This is a genomic window from Paenibacillus sp. JMULE4, from assembly GCF_013337105.1.
Classification (GTDB): domain Bacteria; phylum Bacillota; class Bacilli; order Paenibacillales; family NBRC-103111; genus Paenibacillus_G; species Paenibacillus_G naphthalenovorans.
The window spans coordinates 91,685-105,225 of sequence record NZ_SGWF01000001.1; the positions used below are offsets into that span (position 1 = coordinate 91,685).

Below are 13,541 nucleotides of genomic sequence, written 5' to 3' on the forward strand. Positions count from 1 at the left end.
TTCCCCAATCATTTAAGTAAAGCCTATTTTCATTCCAGGCTTAATTATAAAGCTTTGCGAAGAAGCTCCTCAAATCCTTTTTGTGTAGGAACCCTTGGATTGTTTCGGACAAGACGCGCGATGGTTAAAGCGGTTTGAGCAATATGCGGAATGTCTTCCTCGCGGATACCGATCTGGGACAGCTTTGTAGGCAGACCGATTGCGCGCAAGGTGTCCAATACCGCAGAGGATGCTTTTTCCGCGATCTCCCGGTCCGTTAATCCGTCCACATTCACATGAAACGCTCTTGCGATATTGGCCATTTTTTCAGGTTCAACATCGCCGTTGAAATCCATGACATATGGCAGAAGGAGCCCCGTCACTTCGCCGTGAGGCGATTTGACCAGACCGCCGATCGGATAAGCCAGCGCATGGGCTGCAGCTGTCCCGGCATTCGAGAAAGCCAAGCCTGCGAGCAGGCTGCCAAGAAGCATATTCGATCTGGCTTCTACGTTGCTGCCCTGCTGTACGGCGACGGTTAAATTGCCGGCAATGAGGCGAATGGCTTCCATGGCCAGCGCATCACTGATCGGAATGGAGCCTTGGAACAAGATGCTGCCTTCCGCTTGAATATACTTATGGTTTTTGGCTGTATAAGCCTCAATGGCATGCGATAAGGCATCGATTCCGGCACATGCCGTTACGTATGGGGGAAGCCCAAGCGTTAATTCGGGATCCAGCAAGGCGACAGCCGGGCGAAGGTAATTGTCGGAAACGCCTACCTTAAGATTGTTGTCCGTATCGGTAAGTACCGCAACGGATGTGACCTCGGAGCCCGTTCCTGCTGTCGTTGGTATGGCAACTAAAGGAGCAATCGGCCCCGGAACCAGATTCTCTCCAACGTAATCCAGCGGATGTCCGCCGTGAGCCATCAATAAGGCCACCACTTTCGCCAGATCAATGCTGCTGCCTCCGCCAAGAGCGATAACGGCATCGGGATTCAATTGATCCTTGGCGAATGCGAAACACTCTAATACCGAGCTTACCGGAGGTTCTGGTACAGCTTTGTCATACACGACGATCGTATAACCGGCGTCTTGCAAAATAGAAATGACTTTATCGGCAATGCCCGCTTGCTTGATTCCCGGGTCGGTAACCAGCAGAACGCGGTTTGCTTTAAGACGCTTCAACACTCTGTCCAATTCACGGATGGCACCATTACCAAATACGATTTGTCCCGTTGAGAAATACTCCCAGACGTTTCTCATGTTCATACCCCATTATCTATTAAGATATAATAATCATTCCGGCTGCTTATTGCATATGAATAACGACAATCTTCTCATCCGTCATTTCTTGAACCGCATGATGAGGGCCTTCTTTTCCGGTTCCGCTGTCCTTGACACCGCCATAAGGCATAACATCCGCACGATAAGTGGAAACGTCATTGATGATTACGCCGCCGAACTCCAGTTCATGAGCGGCACGCATGGCCAATTGAAGATCATTGGTGAAGAACCCGGCCTGAAGTCCGAAGCGGGAATCATTGACCTGACGGAATGCATCGTCAATGTCCTCGTAAGGCACAATACTGATGACAGGCGCGAATACCTCTTGGCACATCACTTTCATGTCAGGGGTGGTGTTCGTTAAGATGGTAGGCTGTAAAACAGCTCCCTCCCGTGTACCTCCGAAAGCGATCTTGGCGCCTTGCGCCACCGCTTCTTTAATCCAGGATTCAGCACGAATCGCTTCTCTCTCGGCAATCATCGGGCCGATATCGGTTGAAGGGTCTTTCGGATCGCCGACCTTCAGCTTTTGGGCAACTTGGATGGCTTTGTCTACAAACTCGTTAAATACGTCTTGGTGAACATAGACGCGCTGAACCGAAATACATGCCTGACCGGCATTGGAATAGCCGCGTGTGACGCAGAGCTCCGCCGCTCTTTGCAGATCAGGGGCGTCCCGATGCACGATGTTGGGAGAATTGTTGCCAAGCTCCAACGTCACTTTGCGGATGCCTGTCGCGCTCTTGATATGACGTCCGACACCCGGGCTGCCCGTAAAGGTGTACATTGCGATGCGCTCATCTTCCAACAAATATTGGCCCATTTCCGAGCCTAGGCCGTTGACCACATTTAAGAAACCTGCGGGAAGTCCGGCTTCCGTCAAAATTTCAGCCAATTTGCAAGCGATGATGGGCGTCATCTCCGCCGGCTTTAATACAATGGTATTTCCGGCTGCAATGGCCGGCCCTACTTTATGGACAGTCAAATTGAACGGAAAATTAAAAGGAGTAATCGCACAGACCACGCCTACCGGAACCCGAATGCTGAAAGCCATTTTTTGGTCATTGCCGGGCTGTCCCAAAGGAATGCCTGTACCGGCAATGCGCTTGGCTTCTTCCGCCGATGCGATGAGCGTTTGGGTGCCTCTGTCGATTTCGGCAAGCGCGTCTTTCAGCACTTTTCCTACCTCGCGCACCATCACAAGCGCCAATTCTTCCTTGCGGTCTTGAATGATGCCGGCGGCTTTCATCAAGATATCGTAACGTTGGGTAGGGCTCAGTTTACGGGAACGGAACGTTTCGAGTGCAGATTCAACAGCTTTATTTACGGTTTCTTTCGATGCATTCCCTACGGTGGCTATCGCTTCTCCCGTGTACTTGTCGTAAACCGTAAAGTTGTTCTCATCATGGATCCATGTTCCGTTAATGTAATGACCGTAAGTTTCCATGTTCTCTCTCCTCCTCAGGCATGAGTAAAATCTGTTTTTGGAAAATAACCTGTCGAATCGAAGCTCATCTCTTCCGGTTCCCCGAGCACCTCAATGTGAGGCTGATTGAGAATTTCCGGCAAAAGCGGTTCCGAAACGTATAGATATTCCAAATGAAGCGTATTTGGAATGCGGACAATTCTGGCCCGCTCCGGTTCTACGCCCCAATTGGAGCGGAGTGCAGTCTTCAATGCCTCACGGTCGTTGTCGAGCACAATCGGCACGGCCGCCCGGGTCAAAAATGTGCTGGTGATGACATTCTCGTTCATCTTTTGAAAATCAATTTGATCAAACAATCGTTTGGTCGTTACATCCGCAAGCCCGATGCCCAGCGCATTGCCATGCGACTCCTCGCTGACATCGCTCGCGATAATATATTTGATACGCGGACTGCTGGGCTCAGGAACGCCCAAAATCCGGATACGTCCGATAATGTTCGTATCCATTCCGGTTCCGCTGTAGTTTTTTCCAATTTCATCAACAATAAGAACATCGATATCCTCAACAGGAAGCTTAGGCATTAAAGCGGCGGATTGCCGAAGCAGCTCTGATTCACGCTGCGGGATAAGCGGCGTCGGGATCGCTTCAATGATAGCGGTTTGTTCAAAGGCATTTTCTACAATGCCCACGCCGCACACAATATTCACTTTTTGGAGCATCACCTTGGCGACTTCTGGCATGATGTCGCGAATGCCATGCACGCCATAGCTGTGAATCAGCAGCGCTTGCTTGTGCTTGCCCATACCAATCGCAGCCATTTTCATCAGACCGCTCTCAATGCCGATCGGTGATTTGAAATCGGTATGCACCTTGATTCTTCCCATGAGCAGGACGCCGTCAGCTTCTACAGCATATTTATCTACAAAGACCGGCATCCCTTGGGGAGTTTCACCTACCTGGACCACTTCCATGGAAGACAGAATAGGCGCGCCGCAGAAGTCCTCGGTGACTCCTAAGCTCTCCAGCACTTCGACTTGGCCTTCCGCTGTTGCGCCGCCGTGACTTCCCATCGTTGGAATAATGAAGGGGATTGCACCGATCTTCTTCAGCTCTTGAACCGCCGCTTTCACGATGGTCGAGATATTGGCAATTCCCCGACTTCCCACGGTAATCGCAATGCGTTGGTCCGGCTTGATTTTTTCAGCCAGGCCGACCTTTGCGAATTCCTGCGCGATGGTCGCATCAATGTCGGTTACAACAGGTCCGGTAAATCGCTGCTTAATCTTCACCCATTTTGGAAACAGCATGGTTTAGACAGCACCTTTCTAATCCGAATAGTGTATTCTATCTCTCTACCCAAAATAACCAGACTTTGCGCTTATTTAAATAGTTGAGGCAAGAGTAGTGAAATTTTTGGAACATAAGTAATGATTAATATATCCACGACAAGCACGAACAAGAAAGGAACCAACGGTCTCATAATTTGTTCCAATCGTATACCTGCAATTTGACAAGCGACAAACAGATTCACGCCGACAGGTGGTGTAACCATACCCATAGCCAGGTTGACGATCATGATCATACCGAAGTGAACAGGATCGATGCCGAGCGCAACCGCTACAGGCGTTAACAGCGGAGCCAGAATAATGATCGCTGCGGAAGTTTCAAAGAACATACCCACAAACCAGAGCAATAAGTTGATCAAGAACAAGAAAACGATCGGGCTGCTGGAGATGGAAGTGAAGAACTCTCCGATTTGCTGTGGAATTTGTTCACGGGTCAAGATCCATCCGAACATACCGGCATTGGCAATGATGACCATGATGATCGCAGTCGTAATGGACGACTTGGCGAAGATATTCACAAGATCCTTCCATTTAACTTCCTTATAAATAAATACTCCTACGATAAACGCATAGGCAACGGCGACAACGGACGCTTCCGTCGGTGTAAACAATCCGCCGTAAATTCCCCCGAGAATGATGACAGGCATAAGAAGTGCGAGCAAAGCTTCTTTGAAGGCTTGGACTTTCATCGCCATGGTGATTCCCGATTTTCCTTTATAGCCTTTACGCTTGGCAATAAACCAGCAGGTGAGGATCAGGGAGAACGAAATCATAATCCCGGGTATAAAACCGGCCAAGAACAAATCGCCAATGGATACACCTGCGGAAATACCAAACAGAATCATTGGAATAGAAGGAGGAATGATAACCCCTAATTCACCGGATACCGCTTGAGTAGCGGAAGCAAACCGGATATCATAGCCGCGCTGCACCATGGCCGGAATCAGAATCGACCCGATGGCTGCAGTCGTAGCCGCACTGGAACCGGAAATGGCGGAGAAGAACATGGCCGTTACGACGGTTACAACCGCCAGACCGCCCGTCATGCCCCCAACGAGGGAGTTAGCCAGGTTGACCAATCGACGTGAGATTCCGCCGGTTTCCATAAGAGAGCCGGCTAAAATAAAGAAAGGGATAGCCATTAGCGGAAAAACGTCCAATGCCGCAAACATCCGCTGAACCAGAACAAGCAAAGGCATGTTGCCGTCGCTAAGAACAGCGATCGTAGAAGCAAGTCCTAATGACAGTGCTACAGGCACGCTGAGCAGCAGTAAAATCAATAAAGAAACAAGCATAGTCAGCGCCATACGTTATTCACTCCCCGAAAATACTTCTTTTTGTTGTCCGTCTTTTCCCACAATGGTTTCCAACAATACAGCGATTGCGTTTAAGAGCATGAATATACCGCTAACGGGAAGTGCCGCATAAGGAATCGACATCGGGATACGCAGGCTTGGGGATTCTTGCGCCGAAACATGACCCAGCATCTCGAATCCGTAATAGACGAGAATAAAAAAGAAAATCATGGTAATCACTGTAACCAGAACGCGGACAATCCGCTTCAAGGTCGGATTCAAGCGTTCAACAATGGCCTCCACGCCGATTAATGCGCTGTAACGAACCGCCAAGGCCGTACCCAAAAACACAAGCCAGATCATGCAGTAACGCGCCAGCTCCTCCGACCAGTCGGGCATTTCAACATCAATATATTTACCTGCAAAGCGAATGACGACCTGGAATACGACAGCAACCGACATCACGGCCAACAGCAGCGCGCACAGGTAGCGCAACAGCTTATTCAATCCGTCTATATATTTAATGATCGTAGTCATACGTTCACATCCTGTCCTTATCTGTGGGATGGTGAATGGCGGATGAGAATCTCATCCGCCGCGGTGGCTCTCTTGATAGCTTATTTTACATCCTGAATTTTTTTGATTAAATCACCGAACTGCGGCTGATACTTGTCATATACCGGCTTCACGGCATCTACAAAAGGCTGAATGTCCGGCTTTTCGTTAATCGTCATACCTTTTTGAGCCAACTCTGTGAGGTATTGCTTCTCCATGTCTTGTACTACTTGACGCTCGTAGTTTCCTGCTTCCACAGCGGCTTCGCTAAGCGCTTTCTGCTGCTCTGGAGTCAGGCTGTTAAATGTGTTTTTGGAAACCATCAAAAGCGACGGAGAGTAGAAATGGCGCGTCATGGTCAGGTGCTTTTGAACTTCATTGAAACGGGAGGTGTAAATAACCGGTACCGGATTTTCCTGCGCATCGATTACACCTTGCTGAAGCGCGGTAAACAGCTCGGTAAAGGACATTGGAGTCGGTTGGGCGCCAAAGGCCTTAAAGGTATCGCTGTGGATCGGATTTTCCTGGATCCGGATTTTGATGCCTTTCAGATCTTCAGGCTTGTTAATGGCAGCGTTTTTATTTGTTACATTACGGAATCCGTTTTCCCACCAGGCCAGTGTCGTTACGCTCGGCAGTTTCTCTTCCACTTTCTTACGCAGATCTTGTCCAATTTCCCCGTCGAATACTTTATGTGCATGATCGGCGTCGCGGAACAAGAACGGCAAATCTACAACGCTAATTTCCGGAACGAAACCGTTCATCGGAGCCGTCGAAGTCAATACCATATCGAGGCTGCCCACATTCAAGCCTTCGATCATATCGCGCTCGCCGCCAAGCGATCCGTTAGGGAAGATCTGAAGCGTAAGCTCGCCGTTGGATTTTTGCTCAACCAGCTCTTTAAACTTTTCCATCCCTTTTTGATAATGGGACGTATCCGCCAGCGTATGTCCGATTTTCAGAGAAACCTTTTTCGCTCCTCCTTCTGTGGAGCCTTGCGATTGTCCGCCTCCGCCGCATGCCGTTAAGGTGAGGACAGAAGCAAGTGTCAAAACAGATATTAGTTTTTTCATGATATACCCCCTGATACAATGTTATGAAGAAATCGTTTTCAATAATAAAATACACGAAATTGTTGAATATTACAATACCTAAATTTCAAAAAAAGTGATGTAAAATAAAACGATTTTATATTTTGCATCATTATTTTTTCAAAATAAAACAATTTCAAGGAATTATTATCCAATATTATTTGAATCCATCCAGCCGTTATTAAACCAAATACAGGATTCATTACCCATTTGTGCAATAAAGCAACATGATCCAAAAACAAAAAAGTCACCCTTCCGTTTAAGGTGATATTTCACCTGACGGTTTCAAGTGACATGGTAAAACTTTGCTTAATATGCTATCAATGCTTGTCCCTTATCCATCGGCTTTTTCAATTTCCTTGATTTTACGCCACAATGTCGAACGATTAATACCGAGCCGTTTGGCTACCGCCGTTTGGTTATAATCCTCCTCCTTCAGAACCCTGGAAATGATTTCCTTCTCCAATTGATCTAATGTTTTGCCCGCAATATCAATCCCTTGAACATGTGGATGGTGGTTTGCGTTCATATCCATTTCCTCTAAAAAAGGCAGCACTTCTTTCAGTTCGATGAAAGGGCCGGATGTAAATACACACATTCTTTCCACCATATGCTTTAATTCCAACACGTTGCCCGGCCATGAAGCATGGGTTAATCTGTCCAAAACCTCTTCCCGGCAACCTACAATTTGTTTTCCGAATTTCGGATTGGCCGATACGATAAACCAGCGCACCAATTCCCGGATATCTTCTCTCCGTTCCCTTAAAGGAGGGATAACAATCGTTCCTCCATTCAAAAGATGGTATAAATCCTCACGGAAACGGCGTACTTCCACCAGCTCATGCAGGGACTCGGAGTGGGCGGCAATGATACGGACATCAATAGGGATCGTTTTGCCGCCGTTTTGACGGGCCACCTTCTTTTCCAGCAAAACGTTAATCAGCTTGGCCTGCAGTGGGAGCGATAATTTTCCGATGGCATCCATAAATACCGTTCCGCCATGCGCAAGCTCAAAAATCCCCGGCGTCTGCTCTTCGTGATCGCCCAGGAGTTCAAGCTCCATGTTTTTTTCATTGAAGGCTTCGCAATTGATAAATAAAAACGGCTGGTTTTTGCGACCGCTTTCATTATGAATTGCTTGAGCCAGACTGTGCTTGCCTGTTCCCGGTTCACCGTAAATCAAAAGAGGTGTGTCTGATTTGCAAAATCGCTTGGCCGTGCGGATCACCTCTTTCATAGCCGGGGAACTGGCAACGAGGTGATTGAAATGCTTGGTAGCCCGCGAGCTTTTGAGCGATTGCTTTTGACGAACCAGGCTCTCCGTTTCCTGGATATCGCTTACCGTCTGCAGAATCGTCAGCTCGCTTGGCGGGTTCCCCTGAACGGCTAAAGGCCCTTTGTTCAAAATGACGGTTTCCCCGTTCACCTCGATAATTTCCTTGGTACCGGGTCCGTTTGTCGCATCACAGGGGGCGCCTAGTGCAGGATGAATCGACTTCAGCTTTTGTGCCGTCGCTTGCTCTTTCGTAAGATCAAGCAGCTTTTCCGCTTTATCGTTCAGCACCTGAACCTTGCCTCGTTTATCTGTCACCAGAATTCCGTCAGGATAGTCCCGTATAATCGATTCGTATAATTGGCGGAGAGTCCTCTCTTTGGCCGTATAGTAAGCGACCTTCTCCGCTTCTTTGAGCGCCTCTTCCACCGATTCTCTTCCGGAGGTGATCAAGATGGCCTTCAGACCGAATTGGGATGCGGTATAAGTAGATATCTGGTCCCCTATAATGACTTGGATGTTTTGCTCTATGGCCGATCGGATCTGGTCTTCAATTTCCGTTTCCGTACTGATCGGAAAGAAGGTAAGATCCATTTCGAGCAGCTTTCCAACCTCGTCCGCACCTTGAATCGTATTGTGATAGCTCATGACCCCGATTTTTTCGGGATACCCCTTGATCAGCGTGAGCGTCCGCAAAATATCATAGCCTGAAATTTTCACATCTACTACGGGAAGCTGACAATGCTCCTGGAGCAGCAGGGCTGTAGCCCCTCTGCTGATAATCACGTCAAATCCCTTATTCTCGTACTCCTTGGCGATGGCCAGGCCTTTGTATAAATCGCCCATTTCAACGTGAATATTTTTATGCAGGTCCTCATTGACTTCCAGAAACAATTCCTTTAATCCTTGATAAGGTGCTATTACTAAGATTTTGTTCATAGGAGGACCTCCGGATCGATGTGTTGCATTTTAGTACACTCATTGTAGCCCAACTCCTACAAGGTTTCAACACTGAAAATAAAACTTGCCGCTGGCAAACAGTAACCAGAATCGTACTGTCGGCAGCGGCAAGTTTTTTATTTTACAGTAAAGCCTTTAACTTGAACAAATCGGGCTTGGGTTTAGAGAGGGGGTCCGGGTTTTGGGCATTTACGGGTATAGGAGGCGCTGGGCGGCGCAGCTCGGTTTGAATCCCCTTTAGGACGGCTTGAATGATGTGATTGACGGCTTTATTCATCTCCGTCTCATCCGCAGCAGGCGATGGCCGTTTTTCCTTTTCCTGCACCGCATCCAGGATGTAGTCTATCCCTTTTGACTTGATATAGTAATTGAGCAAGGTATATTGCTCCTCCTGCCCGTTCAGTTGGCGCTCGGCCTTTTCAATAAAAGCCTCTTTGCAAAATCGCGTCAGACGACGGTTTTTCAGCAGTTGTCTATAAAAGGTCATTAAACGATCAGCTTTGCCCTTGCTTTCAAGGTCACTGGAATTCAAATGAAAAACAATAGATCCAGCCTTGGCCACGTTGATCAGCTCCTGATTAGGACGGCCTGCCGATTCTGGCTTTCCACCGCGTCTTCATTAGTTTTGGAAAGCAATAATCCGAATTTCCAGAACCCCCGGGCATTGGATAATTGATAATCCTCAATTACGGTGATGTCTTTAATAAAATCTTTAAACCAAGGATGCAGTACCTTTACACCACCGCCTGTTAAAATCACCATGTCAAATTTGCTTCGGTTTCTCCAACGGATTTGAAGCTCATTGATGATGTATTCAGCGGTTTCACGGACAATTTTTTCTTTCATGTCCTGAATAGGAATCGTCAGGCGTTTGGAAGCCTGGTAGATGGAGCGGTCGAACTGCATCTCAACACTTTTTGGCGTGGCGAAGGCATCAGGGCTTTGGGCATTGATGTAATCGGCGAGACGTTGATAAATTTCATGAACGCCTACGGGGATGGTATGCCGGTCTTCGGGGATCGCCCTTAAGGAATCGATTCCGTCAATATCCGTCGTACCGGAACCGATGTCTACAATGCCGATATAAGAGGTTGCGATTTCTTTTCTGTCAATCAGTCCTTCTTCGTCAATGTATAAGTCCAGTATACTTCCAAGCGGCTGAGGCAGAATCTTGCATTCCTTCACATGAATGATCTTCTGTTGGCCGTTCATCAGGATATTGTGTTTGCCCTTGAATACACGGGCAATCTCCTGTTCCCGCCTCGTGCCTTTTTCTCTTGAAGGACATCCGGTAACCAGAAAGACGTCGAATGACCCTTCTTCATTGATCAAGCTGGCTAAGCCGAATTGACTCAGCAACTTGTAATATTTTTGGGCATACCGGTCTTCGCTGGTATAGGTGGACAGGAATTTACCTTTGGTTGCGTTCACCTCCTGCCCCCACATATATTGCTCACCTTCATACAAGCTTGACTCAAACTCGTTATATTGGATATCGCCTACGCCTGTGGAATCCTCTCTTCTCACGCTCTCTTTCGTCAGAAAGCCGCTCGGAAGAACCAGCCCGTTCACATCCTTGCTGTATCCCTTAAAATACCCGTTTCCATGATCAATTCCCATTACTATAAGATTGCTCAAGTATATCCCTCCATATCCTTATGTTTGGGTGAAAATCCAATATACAAAATAATATGGCGACGGGGGCAAGGATGTGACAAATACCTAAGCATTGCCGTGAAGCCAAATGTGTAATAAAATATAACATATGAAACCGAAAGGTTTCGTATTCTTTAGAAAACGGCCGAATGGAAAATCGGCGATCGATCCTGGAGGTAAGATGATGGAAAATAAAAGCCCGAATACACTGCCGGACATCCGGCAGACGCAGCTGTTGAATGCTCCGATTCAAAAAGTGTGGGATGCCGTCGCCACATCGGAGGGCCTTGCCGCCTGGTTTATGCCTAATGATTTTCAACCTGTAGTCGGACATGAGTTTCATTTGGAAGCGGGGCCGTTCGGAAAATCCCCTTGTAAAGTGACCGAAATCGATCCGCCTCACCGTCTGTCTTTTGAATGGGGCAAAGATTGGCTTCTTACGTTCGAATTAATCGAAAAAGACGGTCAAACCGAAGTTACACTGATTCATTCCGGCTGGGATGCGGACAAGGTTACCGAATTCGGACAAGCTCATGCGATGGTTCGCGAACGGATGGGTCATGGCTGGATCGGCCTTCTTCAAAAGCTCGGCCAGTACGTCGAGGGTTAAGATGACGGCACCGGCACCGAAGCATGACGTTTTTCAGGCGATCGCCGATCCGACCCGGCGTAAGCTGCTCCAACTGCTTGTCGATCGGGAGATGCCTGTGACAGTCATCAGCGGATACTTTCCGATGAGCCGGACGGCGGTGTCCAAGCATCTGCGCGTTCTGGCCGATGTGGGACTCGTCAAAGAGAGGAAGGTCGGACGGGAGACCCGATACCGGCTTGATCCGGATCCCCTGCTCGAGTTGAAGCGTTGGCTGGCTTACTATGAACGGTTCTGGGAAAATAAACTCATGGCCTTGAAGCATTATGTTGAATCGGATGAAAGGGACGGAGACGTTCCTGCTGGGGCGCTTGGAGCAGTTGAACTTCAGACAAAGGAATAATTTCCATACCAAAAAGAGAGGAGCTCGGCGCTGCCTCTCTTTTTGGCTGACGTCCCATATTCACAGCCATGATGTGTTTGTTAGTTTCCGTTCATGACCTCGGCGAGGATTTCATAGGACCGCAAACGGGCCTGGTGATCATAAATCTGGCCCGTCACAATCAATTCATCGGCCTGTGTGAGTTTAAGATAACGGTTCAACTGCTCCCGCACCGTATCTTTATTCCCGGCAACGGTATAGCTCAGCTGACTTTGAACGATCGCTTTTTCTTGAGCGGTCCACAACGGCTCCATGCTTTCCACCGGCGGATTTAATTGGCCCGGGCGGCCGCGGATGAGATTGAGAAATTGCTGCTGCTGGGAGGTCGCCAGTCTCTGGGCCTCTTCCACCGAATCAGCGGCGAAGACGTTAACGCCGATCATGGCGTAAGGCTCTTCCAACGCTTCCGAAGGACGGAAATGGCTGCGGTAGAGTTCCAGGGCCTGCAGGATGTAATCCGGCGCAAAATGGCTGGCAAAGGCGAAAGGCAGACCAAGCTGTCCAGCTAACTGTGCGCTGAAACCGCTGGAGCCGAGCAGCCAGATCGGGATATTCAGTCCTTCGCCGGGAACGGCTCGCACACCCATCGGGCGATTGCCCAGCGAGGGGTTCAGGTAACTGCGAAGCTCGCTCAGCTGCTCGGGAAAATCGTGACCGTCGCTTCCCAGTCCCCGCCGCAGTGCACGCGCTGCAAGCTGATCTGAACCAGGGGCTCTCCCCAATCCAAGATCAATGCGTCCCGGGTATAAGGATTCCAGCGTCCCGAACTGTTCGGCAATGACTAACGGGGCGTGATTAGACAACATGATTCCTCCGGAGCCCACGCGGATTTTCTCCGTACCTGCAGCTACATGCCCGATAACGACCGATGTAGCCGAGCTGGCGATCCCTGTCATGTTGTGATGTTCCGCAAGCCAGTACCGGTGGTAACCCCACTTTTCGGCATGACGCGCAAGGTCGAGTGTATTTTTAAAGGATTCTGCCGCTGTGCCGCCAACGACGATAGGGGCAAGATCCAAAATGGAAACAGGAATTTCATGAATTTGTTTAGCTGTAGAACTGCCTTTAACCATGGCGGGTTCCCCTTCCGTCCGGAAATGTAGCATCGTAACGATGAATTCCAGATGTATAGTAAATTCTTACAGTATATTTCCTCACATCAATAGATAGTTATTCATATATTTATATTTTTAGATATGGAAACCGAATATATACATGGAGAATTTCTGTAAGAAACCCAGCCATGTATAATAGGTATTTTATCTATAATTGTTCCTGAATATAACCGGCCAACGCTTGAAAAGCCCGTTCGTTTCTTCTGTAATATGTCCATTGGCCGTGACGTGTCGCTTCCAACAGACCGGCTCTCTGAAGCATCAGCAGATATTGGGAAACCGTCGATTGCGATAATCCGGCCTTTTCTTGAATATGACCGACACAAACCCCGATTTTTTTACTATCACCGCCTTCTTGCGAGGGAAAGTGCTTCTCCGGTTCCTTTAGCCAATGGAGTATTTGCAGGCGCGTTTCGTTCGATAAAGCTTTAAACACTATTATTGGGTTCATGACACCTATTATATCGCGAGTTCTCGATATGTCAATGTTCATAAAAGGAGGCGGGGTTCAGTTGTGCACAGGTG

Annotated in this window: 13 protein-coding genes; 2 read left to right on the plus strand and 11 right to left on the minus strand. The window is 48.3% G+C overall.

What is annotated here, in order from left to right:
- Positions 1-44: 44 nt before the first annotated feature.
- The 9 genes from EXW96_RS00490 to EXW96_RS00530 form a co-directional block, all read right to left on the minus strand.
- Positions 45-1,247, minus strand: coding sequence for a hydroxyacid-oxoacid transhydrogenase (locus EXW96_RS00490; protein WP_062410226.1), 1,203 nt, complete (start codon positions 1,245-1,247; stop codon positions 45-47).
- A gap of 46 nt (positions 1,248-1,293) precedes the next feature.
- On the minus strand, positions 1,294-2,715 hold the full coding sequence (locus EXW96_RS00495) for an aldehyde dehydrogenase family protein (protein ID WP_062410227.1): 1,422 nt from the start codon (positions 2,713-2,715) through the stop codon (positions 1,294-1,296).
- A 14-nt stretch (positions 2,716-2,729) separates the two neighbouring features.
- Positions 2,730-4,001 (minus strand): nickel pincer cofactor-dependent isomerase, group 22, encoded by a 1,272-nt coding sequence (locus EXW96_RS00500; protein WP_054816972.1) that lies wholly within the window; start codon positions 3,999-4,001, stop codon positions 2,730-2,732.
- Between the two features lie 71 nt (positions 4,002-4,072).
- Positions 4,073-5,347: a TRAP transporter large permease gene (locus EXW96_RS00505; protein WP_054816973.1), complete on the minus strand. Its 1,275-nt coding sequence runs from the start codon at positions 5,345-5,347 to the stop codon at positions 4,073-4,075.
- A 3-nt stretch (positions 5,348-5,350) separates the two neighbouring features.
- Positions 5,351-5,872 carry a TRAP transporter small permease gene (locus EXW96_RS00510; RefSeq protein WP_054816974.1) on the minus strand — a complete coding sequence of 174 codons (522 nt, stop codon included), beginning with the start codon at positions 5,870-5,872 and terminating at the stop codon, positions 5,351-5,353.
- A gap of 80 nt (positions 5,873-5,952) precedes the next feature.
- Positions 5,953-6,963, minus strand: a complete 1,011-nt coding sequence (locus EXW96_RS00515; RefSeq protein WP_054816975.1) for a TRAP transporter substrate-binding protein — start codon at positions 6,961-6,963, stop codon at positions 5,953-5,955.
- Between the two features lie 352 nt (positions 6,964-7,315).
- Complete coding sequence (locus EXW96_RS00520; RefSeq protein WP_174349581.1) at positions 7,316-9,193, minus strand: PrpR N-terminal domain-containing protein; 1,878 nt, start codon at positions 9,191-9,193, stop codon at positions 7,316-7,318.
- 142 nt (positions 9,194-9,335) lie between these two features.
- Positions 9,336-9,776, minus strand: coding sequence for a hypothetical protein (locus tag EXW96_RS00525; protein WP_062410234.1), 441 nt, complete (start codon positions 9,774-9,776; stop codon positions 9,336-9,338).
- A gap of 5 nt (positions 9,777-9,781) precedes the next feature.
- A complete protein-coding gene (locus tag EXW96_RS00530) occupies positions 9,782-10,852 on the minus strand; it encodes a ParM/StbA family protein (RefSeq protein ID WP_174349582.1) in 1,071 nt (356 codons plus the stop codon).
- A 202-nt stretch (positions 10,853-11,054) separates the two neighbouring features.
- Between EXW96_RS00530 and EXW96_RS00535 the strand changes: the two genes are divergently transcribed.
- Together EXW96_RS00535 and EXW96_RS00540 are read left to right on the plus strand one after the other, a co-directional pair.
- The gene (locus EXW96_RS00535; protein WP_054816980.1) at positions 11,055-11,480 is read left to right on the plus strand and encodes an SRPBCC family protein; all 426 of its coding nucleotides are present in this window, start codon (positions 11,055-11,057) and stop codon (positions 11,478-11,480) included.
- A gap of 1 nt (position 11,481) precedes the next feature.
- Positions 11,482-11,862: an ArsR/SmtB family transcription factor gene (locus tag EXW96_RS00540; RefSeq protein WP_137671013.1), complete on the plus strand. Its 381-nt coding sequence runs from the start codon at positions 11,482-11,484 to the stop codon at positions 11,860-11,862.
- 80 nt (positions 11,863-11,942) lie between these two features.
- Here EXW96_RS00540 and EXW96_RS00545 read toward each other — a convergent pair whose 3' ends face one another.
- Positions 11,943-12,974 (minus strand): LLM class flavin-dependent oxidoreductase, encoded by a 1,032-nt coding sequence (locus EXW96_RS00545; RefSeq protein WP_054816982.1) that lies wholly within the window; start codon positions 12,972-12,974, stop codon positions 11,943-11,945.
- A gap of 190 nt (positions 12,975-13,164) precedes the next feature.
- Positions 13,165-13,467 carry an ArsR/SmtB family transcription factor gene (locus tag EXW96_RS00550; RefSeq protein WP_074729511.1) on the minus strand — a complete coding sequence of 101 codons (303 nt, stop codon included), beginning with the start codon at positions 13,465-13,467 and terminating at the stop codon, positions 13,165-13,167.
- Positions 13,468-13,541: the final 74 nt, after the last annotated feature.